Source organism: Nocardioides alpinus (assembly GCF_900112035.1).
GTDB classification, from domain to species: domain Bacteria; phylum Actinomycetota; class Actinomycetes; order Propionibacteriales; family Nocardioidaceae; genus Nocardioides; species Nocardioides alpinus.
In genome coordinates, this window is sequence record NZ_FOKC01000001.1 from 213,212 (window position 1) to 229,937 (window position 16,726).

A 16,726-nucleotide genomic window follows, 5' to 3' on the forward strand; every position below is an offset into this window, starting at 1 on the left:
ATCGATCGATAGACGAGATGGAGAACGCTGTCTCCTCATACAACGACTGGTCCAGCCCATCTCTGGGCGCGCGGCGGCAGTCGTACCAGCACCACCGCGCGTGCCCGTCGGGTTCAGGGTGACGCTGTCAGGGCTACGCCCACATGCCGGCCGATGCTCCCCACTTGGGCGAGCGACGTAGTTGCTGCGCGACGATCTTGCGCTGGACCTGGGTGGTGCCTCCGCCGATCATGAAGAGGCGCGCATCGCGGTACAGCCGTTCCACTTCGTACTCGCGGCAGTACCCGTAGCCACCGTGGATCTGGACGGCGTTGCTGGTCACCTCGTTCGCCAACCGGCCGGCGACGAGTTTGCCGATCGAGCCTTCGGCGATCGACGGTCTGCCGGCGTCGGAGAGGGCGGCCGCGTGCCGGTACAGTAATCGACATTCCAGGAGAGCGGCGCCCATGTCAGCCAACATCTCGCCGACGGGTGCGAGGTCCGCGATCGGGCCACCGAAAGCCGTTCGCTGGCCCGCGTACGCCGAGGAGAGTTCCAGGGCGCGCTGCGCCATGCCGGCGGTCATGGCGGGAATGGCCAGGCGCTCATAGTCGAGCACATCCATCGCAACCTGCCAGCCCTCGCCGACCTCGCCAAGTCGGTCGGTGTCCTCGACCCGTACGTTGTCGAAGACGAGTTCGCACGTCGGGGACGACCGCAGCCCCATCTTCTCCAGCACGCCGGTGACACTGATCCCTGGAGCATCCATCGGAATGACGAAGGTCGTCAACGTCTCCTTGACCCCCGTGCCGCCGGTGCGGCACAGCAGGAGCACGGCGTCGGCGATGCTGGCGTTGGTGATGAACATCTTCGTGCCGCTGATCCGCCATCCGTCGCCATCACGGACTGCCTTGGTGGTGATGTTGGCGACGTCGGAGCCGGTGTCCGGCTCGGTCACGGCCCAGGAGGTGATGAGCTCGCCTGCCGCGATCTTGGGCAGCCAGCGTGACTTCTGCTCATCGGTGCCGAACGACATCAACGCCCGGGCGGTCAGGTAGGTCGGCATGGTAGACATGGCGAGGCCGGCGTTGTGGTAGGCGAAGGCGTCGACCGCCTCGTGAAGGGCCAGGCTGCTCGGGCCCGTACCGCCGTACTCCGGCGAGATCACCGTTCCGTACAATCCGATGCGACCGACTTCCAGCAACAGAGACCTGATTAGCTCCATGTCCTGGGGGTGCGCGTCCAGTTCGCTGCTGCGTGGCAGCACCTTGTCCCGACCGAACTTGTGGATCACTGCAGACCAGTCGGACGTGGCCTCGTTGTGGGTATGGGTGGACATCTTTGTCTCCTCGGTTCTAGTTGTCGTGCGCGGTGAAGCGCAGTTCGGTCCACGACTCGCGGTCGAAGTAGGTCGCCGCGACCCGCATACCGATGCTCACTGCCTCCGGCGGGCCTTCGATGCGAGCGGCGATCCTGGGCCCGTCCTCAAGATCGACGACGGCGATAGCGAATGGGAGGTCGGCTTCGAACGCCGGGTGGAACGTGCGGTGCAGGACGATGAACGAGTACACCGTGCCGACTCCGGACAGCACCTTTTCCTCTCCTCCAGGTTGCCCGCAGTAGGGGCACGAATCGAGCGGAGGAAAGCGAACCTTGCCGCAGGCCGCGCATCCCGGCAACCGTACTTCGCGTTCGGCCAGGCCCTGCCAGTAGGCGGCGCTGTCGGGATCGACCTGGGGAGCTGGCGGTTGGGCGTACTCAGTGGGGTTGGACACGGATTCTCCTGGCTGATCAGCTGGGCTCAGCGCCCAGTGAATTGGGGGGTGCGCTTGGACTCGAACGCGTCGAGACCCTCGGGGGCGTCGGAACTGGTCAGGCAGTAGCGGGCGGTGACCTCGCGCTCCAGGCGCATGCCGCCGGGTATTCCTGTGCCTTCCCAGTACGCGGCGTTGAGGACCTGCTTCGCGTTGCGTACGGCCAGCGGCGACTTGGCCGCCACCTGCTCGGCGAATCGGAGGCCAGCCGCCACCAGGTCGTCGTCCTCGACGACCTGCGAGACCAGGCCCCACTCCAACGCCTCCTGTGGCTTGAGCATGCGACCGGTGAAGATGAGTTCTCGCGCCCGGGCGGGTCCGACGGCGCGCGGCAGCAGGGTGAGGACCCCTCCGCCCCCCATCTGACCGAACGGGAGGTGGGCGTCACCGATCCGCGCGGACGCAGAGGCGAGCGCCAGGTCGCACGAGAGAACCAGCTCTATTCCTCCGGCGACCGCTATCCCGTTGACTAGGGCGATGTAGGGCTTGGGGTACTGGCTGATAGCGGCGAACGTCTCATGGATGTCGGCCAAGAACTGCGGAAAGTCCTGGGTGTCGCGCTGGAGCTGTTGGTACTTCTTCATGTCGCCCCCAGCGCTGAACGCACGTCCGGCGCCGGTGACCGCCACGACGCGGACCTCGTCGTCGTGTCCGAGCTCGTCGAAAGTGGTTCTCAGGTGCCTGACGGTGTCCCAGTCCAGCGGGTTCATCTCATCGGGGCGGTTCAGGGTCACCAACGCCATCGCTCCGGGCCCGGAACTCAACGCCATCCGTTCCACGAGCAAGGTGGACGTCTGGGTGGGTTCCGAGTGCGTTGCTGTCACTGCTGGCTCCTTCGGTCTGTCGCATCGCATCGTCGATGCTGCGTGCGTCCGCCCTAGCGCGGCCGTCCTGCTGCAGCTAGAGTCTCAACCTGTCGGTCGAACGTCAACCCTATGGTCGTATTAGAAAGGAGCGCGCGTGACGCAACCGCTGCACTTCGGGGTAGGGATCAACAACTTCGGGTCTCCCCTGCGAACTGCGAGCGACGTGATCGGCTCTGCAGTGTTGGCCGAGGAACTCGGGTACTCGTCGGTGTGGTTCGGCGACCACTTGAGCTTCCACGTCCCGGTGTACGAGTGTCTGTCGATGATGGCGGCCACCGCGGTCGTCACCCGCAAGGTGACGGTCGCGTCGGGCGTCCTGCTCGGCGTGCTGCGGCATCCCGCATGGGTCGCCAAGTCCGTAGCCACCATCGATGCACTCAGTGAAGGGCGGGTACTCGTCGGTCTCGGCGTGGGGGGAGAGAATCGGGCGGAGTTCGGGCTGGCCGGCGTACCGTTGGCAGAGCGTGGCCGCAGGACCACCGAACTGATGAGGTCGCTGCGCGAGATGTGGCTCGCTGACAACCCGCATGGCCTCCAGCCCCCTCCGGTGCAGAGCCGGATCCCGCTGTGGCACGGCGGACGAGCGGACGCCGCACTCGCCCGCACGGCTCGGTTCGGCGATGGCTGGCTAGGGGCTTTCGTGACGCCGGAGCGCTATGCCGAGCGGTGGTCGGCACTGGGCTCGCTGGCGGCCGACGCCGGTCGCGCGCCGGAAGAGTTGACCCCCGGCCTACACGTCTACATCCGCGTGGACGACGATGCCGACCGCGCGTGGCGCGAGGCCAGCGCCTTCATCGGCGACGTCTACGCCATAGACCCTGAGCCCATGCGCCGCTACTGCATAGCCGGCAACGCCGATCAGTGCGCCGAAGAGATCGCCGCCTTCGTCGAGGCTGGCGTCACCCACGTGATCTGTCGGATCGCCGGAAGCGACCTGGAAGACCAGATGGCCCGGATCATGGAGGTGGCCGCGCGGGTCCGCGCACGGTTCGAGCCGGCCGTGACAACTGAGGAGATGGCATGAACCGACGCAGCAAGGTGATCGACGTTGCTTCCGCAGCAGACCTGGTGAGTGACGGCGACCTAGTGGCGATCGGCGGCATCCACGCGCACGCGGCGCCCATGCCGATCATCCGCGAGCTCGCCCGCGCCGGACGGCGCAATCTCCGGCTGCTGCCGAACGTGTCGGCCGGGCTCCCCGTGGAGGTTCTCATCGCCGCCGGGACCGTCGCCGAGGTCTACACGGCATACGTCGGGCTGGAGGACTTCGGGCTGGCGCCCGCGTTCCGCGCGGCCGCCGAGAGCTCCACCATCGTCGTGCACGACGTCGACGAGCCGTTCACGATCTATGGGCTCAAGGCGGCGGCGGCGAACCTCCCCTTCATGCCACTACCGCGCGGCCACCAGTCCACCGGCACGCGTTCGTTGTCACCGGAGCTCTTCCGCACCGTGGTGGACCCCTACTCCGGCAACGAACACGTCGCCATTCCTGCCATGCGACCGGACGTCGGCATCGTGCACGCTCCTCGCTGCGACCGCTTCGGCAACGTCTTCTTCGACGGTCCGATCTATCAGGACGACCTGATCCTGCGGGCGTCGAGGACCGCAATCGTCGTCACGGACGAGATCGTGCCCGACGACTACGCCGCGTCCGGCCGGCACAAGGAGGTCACCGTTCCGAGCTTCATGGTCTCGGCCGTGGTCGCTCTCCCCTTCGCTGCGCATCCCACCTCCTCGGCGGGTCACTACGGGCGCGACGAGCGGATGCTGGAGGACTACGTGCGCTCGCCGGAACAGTGGATGGCGCGCTACGTGAGCGAAGCACATGATCACCACCAGTACTTGGAGCGCGTGGGAGTGGAGCGCCTCGTCGGCACCCTGCGTGTCGACCACAAGCCGCGCGCGGACAGGAGCCAGACATGACCGAGACGTGTACGACCAGCGAGTTGATGGCCGTCACCTTGGCGCGCGGTTTGCGCAACGAGGAGTGGGGTGCCTGTGGCGCCAACTCGGAGATTCCGATGGCGGCCTTCCAGCTCGCCCGCCTCATGCACGCCCCCGACCTCAACTGGCTCAGCGGCGGCGGCGGTGCGATCAACTCGGCGGCGCCACTGGTGAAGTCGACTGCCGACCCGGTGACCCTCGACAGCGCGGAGCACTCCTTTCGGCTCGAGGACATCGTCGACTTCGAGCTCGGTGGATGGCGCAAGGCGCCCACCGTGGGGATCTTCGGCGGCATGCAGGTCGACCGCCATGGGAACGTGAACATGGTCGGTATCGGACGCGACTACCCGAAGCTACGGGTCCGCGGTCCAGGAACGGTCGGGTTGGTCTTTGCGGCCTACTTCACGCGCACCATGATCTTCGTGCAGCGCCACGACGCCCGGATCTTCGTCGACGAGGTGGACCATGTCAGCGCACCCGGGCGCACGGCTGCGCGTCGAGAGTTCTGCGACCCGCATTCCGACGGCCCCCAACTGGTGGTGACTCCGCTGGCGGTCTTGGACTTCGGCGATGACGACACGCTCCAACTCAAATCGGTGCATCCTGGGCACACCCCCGACGAGGTCCGTGAACGCACCGGGTTCGACCTGCCGTCGCCGACACCCGGCGAGGTTCCCCTGACGCCGTCGCCGACCGACGAGGAACTCACCATGCTCCGCGAACGGGTGGATCCCGGCGGTGTGCTGCGACGCCTGCGCCTGGACTGAGGCGAACGACCCTCTTGCGCAGCGGTCGGCGGCCCGTTCGGGCCGCCGGCCGCTATCGCGGATCACCGTGCCGGCGCCGCGGCACGGGCCACCCACTACACCTTGAGGCCGAGGCTTCGACCGATCAGCATCTGCTGGACCTCCGAGGCACCTTCACCGATGGTCATCACCCGGGCGTCTCCATAGAGTCGCGTCACCGTCGAATCCATCATGAAACCCGCTCCCCCATGCAGCTGCGTGGCGTCGTAGGCCACCTTGTTGCAGATCTCGGACGCGACCATCTTACAAATCGCCGCCTCCTGCTCGTAGGGGTGGCCATGGTCCATCTTCCAACAGGCGTCGTAGGTGATCGATCGGGCAGCTGCGGTTGCCGCAGCCATCCGAGCGACCTTGAATCCGACGGCCTGGTGGTCGCCGAGTCGCTGGTTGAACGATTCACGCGTCTTGACGAATTCGAGCGTGGCGTCAAGGCACCCCTGGGCGATACCGACCGAGGCCGAGGCGATCGGAAGTCGGGCCCAGGTAAGGAAGCCGAGCGCCTCTCGGTATCCGCGACCGACGTCGCCCAGGAGGGCATCTGGCCCCAGGCGGACGTCGTCGAAGTACAACGGGTGCGTGTCGGAGGTACGCCAACCAATCTTGTCGTAGGCGGGACCGACCTCGACTCCCGGCGTATCCAGAGGGACCAGGAATGCCGACACCTCGGGGCGACCGGGCCGGCCGGGACCGGTGGCGGCGAAGAGGATCACGTACTTCGATCGCGGCGTGCCCGGGTTGGTGATGAAGGCCTTCGATCCGTTCAGGCGCCACCCGTCGCCGTCCCTCACGGCTGCGGTTCGGATGTTGCCGGCGTCGGAGCCACCGCTGGGCTCGGTGAGACCGAAGGAGATGAAGATCTCCCCACGCGCTGCCCGGGGAAGGATCTCCTTCTTCTGGTCGTCGTTGGCGAGCCGTTCGAACAGCGCGCAGGCGATGCCTTGTACGTGCGCGCTGGCACCGACTCCTCCGTCGACCCGAGAGATCTCCTCGACGGCGAGGCAGAACGAGGTGATGTCGGAACCGGAGCCGCCGTACTCCTCGCTCACGCGTAGCCCGAAGACGCCCAACTCCCCCAACCCGTCGACGATCGATTCGTCGAACACGGCGTCGATGCTGCGCTGCGCGACGGTGGGCGCGAGCACGCTGGTGGTGAAGTCGCGCAGCACGGTTCGCCACGAGCGGTGGTCGTCGGTGAAGCACCAGGGGATGTCGAGCTCGATCCCCTGCTGTGAACTGTCGGGCATGGTCACTCCTTCGTGAATCAGTCGGCTAGGGCCCAATGGAAGTCGGTGACGAGCCCAGAACGCTCGTCCCCGAAAACGGCAGTGACGGCGGCACCGATGTGCATCCGCTCCAGCGCCACGTGGTAGTCACTCAGATCTATCCCCTGGAGGAGGTTTCCGATGGCTGTGTCCGCGCCTTCGGGGCGCGCGTAGACCAGGGCGTACGGCGGCTCCGGATAGCCCGGAAAACTCGTGTACCCGATGGTCGCGGCCTCGACGACGGCGCGAGGCCCCACGTCCGGCCAGTCGTCGGACGTGGGGACGAAGCATTCCTCGCAGAAATCACGGGGAGGCACTCGGATCCGGCCGCAGGAGGGACACGGTGACGCCGTCAACACGCCACGATCCCGCACGGTGGTGAGGAACCGGCTCGCCGCCGGTCCCGCCGCATGCCGGAAATCGAGGTGCCAGGCCCCCGGGATCACCACATGACTGGTCAGGGCGTCGCTCATGGTCAGCTCCTCTTCACGAAGCCATCGAGTTGCTCGCGGACGTTCGGACTCGTGGTGATGTGGTCGAGAAAGAGCTCTCGTTCACGCGACATGGCGGCTGCTGGCGGCTCATCCTCGGCGCAGCGGGCCATCTCCCGGACCGCGGTCATCGCGACTCTGTCCCGTGAGGCGAGCCGGTTGACGACGCGGTCGAGCTCGGACGCGAATTCTTCCGGCGGCACCGCCAGCGCGGCCAGGCCCCATGCTCGAGCCTGGTCGCCCGAGATCATCTCCCCGCTCTGCAGGAGCCAACGGGCGTATGCCCGAGGCAGGGCACGGACCAGCCGGACCGAGCCGCCGGCACCGGGCAAAAGAGCGTGCTCCAGGTGCCGGTCCCCGATGCGGGCTTCGGTGGAGGCAAGCACCACGTCGCACGCCAGCAGCATCTCGCAGCCGCCGGCGACCGCGTACCCTTCGACGGCCGCCAGACTCGCGAACGGGCCCGCTTCGATCGCATCGAGGACCTCGCTCAGCCGTGTCACGTAGGCCTCCAGTCCCTTCCGGTCGCCGATCAGGCCACGCACGAGGTCGAGGTCGGCGCCTGCGCAGAAGTGCCCGCCGGATCCACGAACGACCAGCACCGACGCGTCTGCACGCGCCATTGCGACTGCGCGCTCGAGCCCCTCGATGATGCCGAAGTCGATGCAGTTACGCACGTCGGGCCGGTCCAGCCGCGCATGCACGACGCCACCGACACGATCGATGAGTACCTGTCCTACCCGGGTCACGAGTCCTCCCCTCGAAGTACGGCTACGCCCGCGAACTGGATCGAGCCGCCAGCACCAGTCACAACGGCGGTGCGACACCCGTCAACCTGATGATCCCCGGCGCGCCCGCGGACCTGGAGCGCCCCTTCGGCGAACCGTACGAGGGCGCTGACACTGATGGGAGCCGCGCAGAGCACGCCGCCCGAGGGGCACACAGGGATCTCGCCGCCGCGATCGAACCGGCCCTTCTCCGCATCGGCGATGCCCTGGCCCGGTTCCGAGAACCCGAGCGCCTCGACGGCGATCGGCTCCATCGTGGCGAAGGGGATGTAAGGCTCCGCGACGTCGATCTGACGAGCCGGGTCGGTGATGCCCGCCTGGGCGTAGGCGTCCGCCGCGGCACGCGAGAGCTCGAGGAACGAGCCGTGATCGTTGTCCCCGGCGGCGCCCATCTTGTCGCCCAGGAAATAGGTGTTGGAGCGGGCCGCGAAACCGTCGATCCACGCCACCGGTCGGGCCATCGTGGCTGCGCACTCGGCCGAAACCATCACCACGGCGGCGCCGCCTGAGGTCTGGGGACAGGCCATGTCGCGCCGGATCGGTGCGAACAGCAGTGGGCTGGAAAGCACCTCGTCCGGGGTGACGGGCTTCCGCAGCTGCGCTAAGGAGTTGAGTGCTCCGTTGTTTCGCAACCTCGAGGCGACCTGTGCCCATGCCTCCTCTCCCCGGCGCAAGCCGATGCTATGGCGATGGAGATAACGCTGGGCCTGTAGCGCGGACATCGAAATTGTGTTCAACGGCAGGCGGGCCTCGTAGGCCGGATCCCAGATGAGGTTGAGGACATGCTGTGCCGACTGTTGGGAGTCGCCCATCTTGTCGGCCCCGACCACCAGAGCGCATTGGGACTCTCCGGCAGCGATGGCCCACCAGGCCATCTGCACCGCAGACGTGCCAGTGGCTCCACCGGTCTGCACCCTCACCACTCGCTTTCCGCGAGCGGCGAGCACGTCGACGAGCTCCTGCTCGGGATGTCCGATGCCGTACAGGGCGTCCGGGCCTTGCGAAAGCACCACCAGATCGACGTCGGCCATGCTCACATCTGCGTCGACCAAGGCAGCGACGGAGGCATCACGAATGAGTCCGAAGAGGTCGGTGTCGGGTCGGCGAGTGCGCATCGGCGTCATTCCGACTCCCACGACGCCGGGTCTAGTGAGGCTCATAACGGCGCCGCCAGCACGGTGAGCGAGTGCCCCTGTCCGGCCCGACCGTACGAACAGTGCGCAAGTGCGCTCACAGCCCCGCGCTCGACTGCCTCGGCGGCGCACACGATCCGTTCGAGTCCGGCAGCATAACCGGCGTTGCGGCGGAACAGCCCGCCTGAGGGCTGCAGGTGCGGCAACCCGCCCTCGATGACGGCGTCGGCGACCTCGCTCGGCTGCCCCAGACCGAGCGCGCTGGCGGCCATCACCAGACGGAACACCGTCCGGTCGGTGGTCTCCACGACCTCGGCATGGGCGGGGTCACTACCGGTGCGCGCCAGTATCCGCTGCCGCAGCCTGCCCACCGGGTCTGGATGCTGCTCGAGAGGCAGCGCGCTGTCGGTGGCGAAGTCGACAGCCTTGATCTCCACGCGCGCCCCGTCGGCCGAGACCAGCACCGCCACTGCGGCCCCGTCGACGGGGGCGACGTGCGCCGCCCTGAGCGGGGTGAACCAGAGCCGGTCGTCGTCGGCTTTGTCGGGGGCCAGGAACGCCGTGAGGGAGTCGAAGCGGTCGGCGCTGAGTCCGTGGGCTTCCAGCCAGCGAGTGACCGCCAGGGCCTCGGCCGCCAGCGGGTGCGCGCCGACGGGTCTGGAGAACACCGGCTCGGGGTCGGGCGAGACGGCATTGAGGGGATCGGACTCTGCGGGGCTGTGCCAGGAGACGACGAGTACCGCTCGGTCGGCTCCCGAGGAGACGCGCCACACCGCCGAGGCGAGTGCGACGCTCGGATCGTCGACGACCTTCGTCTCGTCTCTGAGATAACCCCCCGCCGGCCCGGCGATGTGCATCGACGAGATCAGCCGGCCGTCCCAGGCGTCGGAGCCGGCGAGCACCACGCCGGTGACGTCGGCTCTGCTCAGACCTGCGTGGTTCAGGGCGGCCCGCGCCGCGAGGTGGACTCCGAGCGGCACGTCGAGACGCTCCGGCCCACTTCCGCACGCCGCGACCGCCCAGCCGGCGAGCCCCACCACTGTCACGCCGCCCCTCCGGGGGCGAGGAGCTCCATGATGGCTTCGACGTTGCCCTGCAGCTGCGCCACATCCAAACCGAAACTCGGGGAGTAGAGCAACGTCTGCTCGTACAGTCCGTCGAACCGCTCGTGCAGCTGCTGGGGGACCTCGTCCGGGGTGCCGGCCACCGCGAACAACTCCACTACGTCGTCGGGAACGGCGGCGATCATGGCGTCGATGTCGCGTCGCGACCACGCTTCGCGAGCATCCGCCGCCATCGACTCGAGGCCGTGCACGGCGAACGCGGGCAGATAGGTGCGCACGACGGCGTAGAAGCCGATCTGCGCCTTCGCCCAACGCAGCGCCACGTCGGGATCCTCGTTGATGCTGCAGATGACGTAGCCCGCGATGGGCACCGAGCGGCTTCGGTCAGCGCGAGCTGCGCCGTCGTCGAGGGCCGGACGCACGACGTCCTCCACGTAGCGGCGACTGAAGATCGGATGCCCGACCAGACCGTCGGCCACAGACCCGGCTGCCCGGACCATCCGCGGGTTGACGCCGGCAAGGTAGACGGGAATGTCGGCTCGCAAGGGCGGGCGCACCGCCGCAGTGGGGGTCAGGGCGAGATGATAGAAATCCCCGTCGTGTAACACGCCGGTGTCGTCCATCGACCACAGTCGGCGCAGCAGCGGAACCAGCTCCTCCACCCTCCGCGCCGGAGCCGTCGGATCGCTGCCGTGCCAATCCCGCTGCATCGTGCGCGTGCCGGTCCCCAGACCCAGGATCAGGCGCCCCCGGCTGAGCTCATCGAGGTCACGCGCTTCGGCGGACAGCACGAGCGGCGAGCGCCCGACCGCGTAGGCGATCGCGCTGCCGAGGACCACACGAGAGGAGACCATCGACATGGCCGCCAGGGATACGGTCGCCGTGCGCTCGTAGAACTCGGTCGTCCAGACCGAGTCGAAGCCGGCGGCCTCGGCGCGACGGGTCACGTCCTGGACCAGGTCCAGGTCGCCCCCGAGCAGCACCAGGCCTCTGCTGCGCCCTGGGGACGGAGTCGGCACCGCTGTGTCTGCCACGGAGAATCGTCATACTCCGACGGTGCTGGTGGGCACGAGGCCGCGCACGAGTTCCTGGAGGACTTCGCTGGCCTCGCGCGCCATCTGCGGAACGAAGGTGGCCGCGTCGACGACGTCCTGGATCCCGCTCGCAACCTGTCCGGCCGCGACCAGGCCCTTCTCGAAGTCGCCGGTGGACTGGGCGAGCTGCAGCGCGTGGTCCTTCCACTCGGTCAGCTCGTCGATTGTCATCTCTCCGTTGGCGACGATCTCCAGCAAGCGGTCAGTGGCGGCGGTGCGAAGGCCGCGCGCCGGACCGTACACGCCAGGGAACACGACGTCGTCGCCCTCTCGCGCGTCGACGATGAACTGCGCGACCGACGGGTGCCAATCGGTGTTGTCGGCGGAGGCGATGAACCGCGTGCCCATGGCGACGCCCGACGCACCGAGGGCCAGTGCGGCGGCCAGGGTGCGCCCGTCACGGGCACCGCCCGACAGGAGGACGGGCACCGACACCGCCGCCGTGACGTTCGGCAGCAACACGAAGGTGTGCACGGGAGAGTGGTGCGTATGGCCGCCCATCTCGTATCCAGAGGCGATGATGACATCAGCCCCTGCTTCCTCGGCCTTGATCGCCTGGCGCGTGCTGCCCACCTTGTGCTGGTGGATCAGGCCCGCGTCCTTGATCCGCGATGCGAAAGCCCCCGGGAAACCGGCGCTCGTGGTGAGCACCTTCAACTGCTGACCCACCTTGCTGTCGGCTTCACGGGCCGCGATCACGGCGTTGATGTAGGCCTCCGTGATCGGCAGGACCTTGCCATTGTCGTCAGCGCCGACAGGGACATTGACCGCGAACGGCTTGTCGGTGAGCTCGGCGCACGCGGAGATGTGGCTACGCATGATCGCTGCGCCCTCGCTCGGTTCCTGCGACATGCCCGGCATGCTGATGGTGCCCATACCGCCGGCGTTGCTCACAGCCGCAGCCAGGGCCACGGTCTTGAAGGGGCCCATCCCCTCTTGGATGATCGGGTGCTCGATGCCCACGAGCTCGGTGTAACGGGTAGGGAGAACAGACATTTCGGCTCCTAGAGAAGTCAGAGGTCTAGCGGTCGGCAGTGAGGATCAGAGCCGATCCGTCGTTGAGGGCGCCGGAGGTGACCACGGCAACCTCGTGACGAGGCGCCTGGCGCTCGCCACATCGGCCCTGCACCTGAAGCACGGCCTCGGTGATCGTGTTCATGCCGTGCAGGTATCCCTCGGCGAGCAACCCGCCGTGGGTGTTCATCGGCAGTGAGCCGTCGATCGCTGTCGCGCCCGAGCGGATGAACTCGCCCGCTCCCCCACGCTCCGCGAGACCGAGCCCCTCGATGGTCATCAGCACCGTGCTGGTGAAGCAGTCATAGATCTCGGCGACGTCGACGTCTCCCGGACCTATCCCCGCTCGACCGAACAACTCGTCGCGCAGCAGGTAGCCGTAGTTGTGGGTGAAGTCGTCGGTCAGCAGCTGGTCGCCGATGTCGAGGCCGGGACGAGGTCCGGCCGCATACGCACCCGAGGCGACCCGGACCGGGGGGTGGGCGAGGTCGCGGGCACGGTCGAGTGTGGTCACGAGGAGCGCGCACGCCCCGTCGACCTCGGTGGTGCAGTCGGCGGCACGGAACGGGTCGGCGATCCACGGGCTGTTGAGGTAGGCGTCCATGTCGAGGGGCTTGCGCAGGATCGCACGGTCGTTCAACTCCGCGTAGGCGCGCTGGGCGATGGCTACCGCCGCCAGATCCGCCTCGGTCGCGCCGACCTCGTGCATGTAACGACGTGCCCACATGGCGATGTACATCAGGTAGGCGTTGTAACCGATCGGGTAGCGGAACTGCGCAGCGCCTCCGGCGAAGGCGCCGCTGCCGACCCGGATTCCGGAGCGGCCGTTGAGTGCGCGGAAGACCAGGACCGCCTCCGCCTGTCCGCTCGCCACGGCGGTGGCGGCCTGATAGGTGATGATGCTGGGTGACTGACCGCCCTGTTGGAAGTCCAGCACATAGCGCAGTTGCGGCAGCGCCAGCGCAGTGGCGACCGCCTCGCAACTCACCGAGTCGTTGAGCACCGAGAAACTCGCCACGCCGTCGACGTCGTCCTTGGACATGCCGGCGTCAGCCAGGGCGTTCCGGGTGGCTTCGGCAGCCAACGACAAGACGGTGCGGCCCGAGTCGCGGGACAGCGATGTGTACCCAACTCCGGCGATGGCCACCTCACGCATGCGCGTTCCTCTCTCACGTACTCTATTGATTGGTAAATGTTCAACCGAAGAGATAGTTTATGTCCTGACGGTCGAGTTGTCTACGCTCAGCGGCCGTTCGTTCCGGGTTCTCGCCAAGGCAGCGCTCCCAGTGGCACCGGCGCCGCACCGGGCCGCACCACCACCGCGGTACCTCCGGCCCCGTCGGAGACCAGTCTTGCGCGGACGGGTTCGCGAACCGCGTGTGCTCGCGCCGCGGCGAGGACCGCCGCCGCGTCCGCGTGCTGCTCGCACAGTGACAGGTGATAGCGAGTCGGCGGCAGCAGGCGCGGCGTCCACTCCGCGCTGTGGAGGACCTCAGTCGGGCGGACCCAGACGGAGTCGACGGCCTCCCCCTGGTCGTGCTCCGAGATCTGCCCGGGTGGACTGGCGGCGTAGTAGAAGTAGGTGTCGAACCGGCGCGGTGCGCCCTCGGGAGTGATCCACCGGTCGTGGAAGGCGAGGGACCCGGGATCAAGACGGAGCGCCCTCTGGTCGAATGCCTCGGCGAGCGACGCTCCACTCGCCAGCGCGGCTCGAACGGCACGCGCGTGCTCGACACTCGCGGGGGCGCCGGCGCCGTCGATGGCCAGCAGGATCAGCGCCTCCTCGCAGGTTTCCCGCACCCCCGCGACGAAGGCGTCGTCGATGACACCGGCGACCTGCTGCGGACCTGTCAGGGGGAGGCGCTGGTCGCTGTCGTCGACACTCCCACCCGGGAAGACGAACCGGTCCGGCGCGAACGCCGCTTTCGACGTCCTGCGCAGCAGCAGCACCTCCACCCCTTCCGGTCCGTCGCGGACGACGACCACGCTTGCCGCTCGTCGCGGGGTCACCACCCCGCCGTCAGCACTCACCATGCCCACTCTCCCATCCATGTAGACGGATATCGACTTATGGGTCGAACGATTGTAGAGTCTTGCACAACCGGCGGAGCGCCACGAGAGAGTGGCGCAGAGTGAAGGAGCAACCTGGTGAACGAGGTCGTGATCGTCGATGGTGTCCGCAGCCCCATGGGCAGACGGGGAGGCGGTTTGGCCGACGTTCATGCGGTCGACCTCCTGGCGCACGTGCTCAGCGCGATCGTCGACCGCACCTGGATCGACCCGGCAACGGTTGACGATGTGATCGGCGGCTGTGTAGGGCAGGTCGGCGAACAGTCCACCAACGTCACTCGCAACGCGTGGCTGGCGGCGGGGCTTCCCGTATCGGTGCCAGCGGTCACCGTCGATCGCCAGTGCGGCTCGAGCCAGCAGGCGCTGCACTTCGCCGCCCAAGGGATCGCCGCGGGCACCTACGACGTTGCCATCGCGTGCGGCGTGGAGTCGATGACCCGGATCCCGATCGGCTCCGCTGCCACCTTTCAGGGCTCTCCCTACAGCGACCGGCTACTGGCAGCGCATTCCTTGGTCTCGCAGGGCGAGTCGGCCGAACTGATCGCGGAGAAGTGGGGATTCTCCCGCTCAGACCTGGACACGCTGGCCGTGCGCTCCCACCGCACCGCCATCGCGGCACGGGACGCAGGAGTCTTCGCGCGCGAGATCGCCCCCGTCCAGGTGGCCGGGACACTGGTGGACCACGACGAGGGGATCCGCGAACCCGACCCTGACCGCATCGCCTCGCTGAAGCCGGTCTTCAAAGAGGACGGCGTGATCACCGCGGCGACCTCCTCCCAGATCACCGACGGCGCTGCGGCGCTGCTGCTGATGAGCGGGGACCGCGCGCGGGAGCTGGGCATCACGCCCCGCGCGCGGGTGGTCTCGATGGCGCTTGCCGGCGACGACCCCGTGATGATGCTGACGGCGCCGGCGCCGGCCACGCGCAAGGCCCTCGATCGAGTCGGTCTTGTTGTGGATGACCTCGATGCGGTCGAGATCAACGAGGCGTTCGCAAGCGTCGTTCTGGCCTGGCGCGACGAGCTGAACATCTCCAAGCAGTGGTACGACGAGCACGTCAATGTGCATGGCGGGGCGATGGCCCTGGGGCATCCCCTCGGCGGGTCGGGCGCGCGTCTGATGATCAGTCTGATGTCGGTGCTCGAGGAGCGCGGCGGTCGCTATGGACTGCAGACCATGTGCGAAGGCGGCGGCCAGGCCAACGCGACGCTCATCGAGCGCTGGGGGGCCGCGCAATGACCGACACGTTCGTCGCGGGCACGGGCATCGCAGTCTTCGACCGCGCCCCCGCCACTCGATCCGCCGACCAGGTCGAGCACGCCGTACGCGCTGCACTCGCGGATGCCGCCGTCGGACTTGATCAGATCGACGCCGTCTATGTCGGCAACGCCGCGAGCGGCCTGCTCACCGGCCAGGAGATGATCCGCGGTCAAGTACTTCTGCGCCAGTTCGATCTGCGTGGTGTGCCAGTCGTCAACTGCGAGAACGCCTGCGCGAGCGGCTCCACTGCGCTGCACCTCGCGGACACGGCGCTCCGCGCCGGCCGGGCCGGCACCGTGCTGGTCGTCGGAGCGGAGAAGATGGCCAGTGAGGACAAACAGCGCCCGATGATCGCCTTGGCCGCAGCGGTGGACCAAGAGCGGCTGGAGGAGGAATCCCCCGACGTCCGAGGCAGCGGCTCTCTATTCATGGACATCTACGCGCAGTTGGCGCGTGACTACATGGATAAGCACGGGGCCACCCCCGAGGACTTCGCCGCGCTGGTCGTGAAGAATCGGCGTCACGCCTCCCACAACCCGGTCGCCCAGTTCACGGCCGCCATCACCGTCGAGGAGGTCCTCGACTCCCGGCTGATCAACGACCCCCTCACCCTGCCGATGTGCTCACCCATTGGCAACGGCGCGGCGGCGGTCATCCTCACCGTCGAGCCCGCGCCCGAGGCCACGACGGTGCGGCTGCTTGCCTCCAGCCTGGTCTCCGGTCGAGGACAGCACTCCGAGCCGGCCGTCGCTCATGCGGCGCGGTTGGCCTTCCGTCAGTCGGGGGTCTCACCCGGCGACGTGAACTTGGCCGAGGTGCACGACGCCACCGCGCCTGCCGAGCTGATCGCGCTAGAGGAGCTGGGCCTGCTCGCCCCGGGAGAGGGGGTCTTCGCGGTGCGCAAGGGACGGCTGAGCGTGGGAGGCGACCTGCCGACGAATCCCAGCGGAGGCCTGGTCTGCAAGGGCCACCCCGTGGGTGCTACCGGCGTGGCACAGGTGGTCGAGGTGGCCGACCAGCTCAGGGGTCGCGCCGGCGGGCGCCAGGTCGAGGGCGCCCGGATCGGGATCACCGAGAACGCCGGCGGGTGGCTGGGCGGGGACGTCGCGGCGGCCGCCGTGCACCTCCTGGGGCGGTGACC

Annotated in this window: 17 protein-coding genes; 5 read left to right on the forward strand and 12 right to left on the reverse strand. The window is 68.0% G+C overall.

The features are described from left to right. Positions 1-133: 133 nt before the first annotated feature. From BM127_RS01100 to BM127_RS01110, 3 genes are read right to left on the reverse strand one after another with little or no spacing between them, the layout of a single operon-like run. A complete protein-coding gene (locus BM127_RS01100; protein ID WP_091193199.1) occupies positions 134-1,318 on the reverse strand; it encodes an acyl-CoA dehydrogenase family protein in 1,185 nt (394 codons plus the stop codon). A 16-nt stretch (positions 1,319-1,334) separates the two neighbouring features. Beyond that, entirely contained in the window at positions 1,335-1,754 is a 420-nt protein-coding gene (locus BM127_RS22070; RefSeq protein WP_175507297.1) for a Zn-ribbon domain-containing OB-fold protein, read from the reverse strand. A 26-nt stretch (positions 1,755-1,780) separates the two neighbouring features. Then, positions 1,781-2,563, reverse strand: a complete 783-nt coding sequence (locus tag BM127_RS01110; protein ID WP_232786086.1) for an enoyl-CoA hydratase/isomerase family protein — start codon at positions 2,561-2,563, stop codon at positions 1,781-1,783. Between the two features lie 190 nt (positions 2,564-2,753). Between BM127_RS01110 and BM127_RS01115 the strand changes: the two genes are divergently transcribed. From BM127_RS01115 to BM127_RS01125, 3 genes are read left to right on the forward strand one after another with little or no spacing between them, the layout of a single operon-like run. Next, positions 2,754-3,683 (forward strand): LLM class flavin-dependent oxidoreductase, encoded by a 930-nt coding sequence (locus tag BM127_RS01115; protein ID WP_091193205.1) that lies wholly within the window; start codon positions 2,754-2,756, stop codon positions 3,681-3,683. Next, the gene (locus BM127_RS01120; RefSeq protein ID WP_091193207.1) at positions 3,680-4,582 is read left to right on the forward strand and encodes a CoA transferase subunit A; all 903 of its coding nucleotides are present in this window, start codon (positions 3,680-3,682) and stop codon (positions 4,580-4,582) included. Before BM127_RS01115 ends, BM127_RS01120 begins: the two co-directional genes overlap by 4 nt. Further along, entirely contained in the window at positions 4,579-5,370 is a 792-nt protein-coding gene (locus BM127_RS01125) for a CoA-transferase subunit beta (protein WP_091193209.1), read from the forward strand. Before BM127_RS01120 ends, BM127_RS01125 begins: the two co-directional genes overlap by 4 nt. A gap of 95 nt (positions 5,371-5,465) precedes the next feature. Here BM127_RS01125 and BM127_RS01130 read toward each other — a convergent pair whose 3' ends face one another. The 9 genes from BM127_RS01130 to BM127_RS01170 all read right to left on the reverse strand — a co-directional run bounded on the left by BM127_RS01130 (position 5,466) and on the right by BM127_RS01170 (position 14,289). After that, positions 5,466-6,653: an acyl-CoA dehydrogenase family protein gene (locus BM127_RS01130; RefSeq protein ID WP_091193212.1), complete on the reverse strand. Its 1,188-nt coding sequence runs from the start codon at positions 6,651-6,653 to the stop codon at positions 5,466-5,468. 17 nt (positions 6,654-6,670) lie between these two features. Beyond that, complete coding sequence (locus BM127_RS01135) at positions 6,671-7,144, reverse strand: Zn-ribbon domain-containing OB-fold protein (protein WP_091193215.1); 474 nt, start codon at positions 7,142-7,144, stop codon at positions 6,671-6,673. A gap of 2 nt (positions 7,145-7,146) precedes the next feature. Next, a complete protein-coding gene (locus BM127_RS01140) occupies positions 7,147-7,911 on the reverse strand; it encodes an enoyl-CoA hydratase/isomerase family protein (RefSeq protein ID WP_157829642.1) in 765 nt (254 codons plus the stop codon). Further along, complete coding sequence (locus BM127_RS01145; protein WP_139227540.1) at positions 7,908-9,110, reverse strand: thiolase family protein; 1,203 nt, start codon at positions 9,108-9,110, stop codon at positions 7,908-7,910. The genes BM127_RS01140 and BM127_RS01145 overlap by 4 nt, the downstream gene beginning before the upstream one ends. Continuing rightward, the gene (locus BM127_RS01150; protein WP_139227542.1) at positions 9,107-10,063 is read right to left on the reverse strand and encodes a beta-ketoacyl-[acyl-carrier-protein] synthase family protein; all 957 of its coding nucleotides are present in this window, start codon (positions 10,061-10,063) and stop codon (positions 9,107-9,109) included. Before BM127_RS01150 ends, BM127_RS01145 begins: the two co-directional genes overlap by 4 nt. A 62-nt stretch (positions 10,064-10,125) precedes the next feature. Further along, entirely contained in the window at positions 10,126-11,130 is a 1,005-nt protein-coding gene (locus BM127_RS01155; RefSeq protein WP_198554459.1) for an LLM class flavin-dependent oxidoreductase, read from the reverse strand. Positions 11,131-11,190: 60 nt separating this feature from the next. After that, complete coding sequence (locus BM127_RS01160) at positions 11,191-12,237, reverse strand: NAD(P)H-dependent flavin oxidoreductase (RefSeq protein WP_091193225.1); 1,047 nt, start codon at positions 12,235-12,237, stop codon at positions 11,191-11,193. A gap of 25 nt (positions 12,238-12,262) precedes the next feature. Then, on the reverse strand, positions 12,263-13,411 hold the full coding sequence (locus BM127_RS01165) for a thiolase C-terminal domain-containing protein (RefSeq protein ID WP_091193228.1): 1,149 nt from the start codon (positions 13,409-13,411) through the stop codon (positions 12,263-12,265). 86 nt (positions 13,412-13,497) lie between these two features. Beyond that, a complete protein-coding gene (locus BM127_RS01170; RefSeq protein WP_139227544.1) occupies positions 13,498-14,289 on the reverse strand; it encodes an NUDIX hydrolase in 792 nt (263 codons plus the stop codon). Between the two features lie 114 nt (positions 14,290-14,403). Here BM127_RS01170 and BM127_RS01175 point away from each other — a divergent pair, with 114 nt between their 5' ends. Then, positions 14,404-15,564, forward strand: a complete 1,161-nt coding sequence (locus BM127_RS01175) for a thiolase family protein (protein ID WP_091193233.1) — start codon at positions 14,404-14,406, stop codon at positions 15,562-15,564. Continuing rightward, positions 15,561-16,724 carry a thiolase family protein gene (locus BM127_RS01180; protein WP_091193235.1) on the forward strand — a complete coding sequence of 388 codons (1,164 nt, stop codon included), beginning with the start codon at positions 15,561-15,563 and terminating at the stop codon, positions 16,722-16,724. The genes BM127_RS01175 and BM127_RS01180 overlap by 4 nt, the downstream gene beginning before the upstream one ends. Positions 16,725-16,726: the final 2 nt, after the last annotated feature.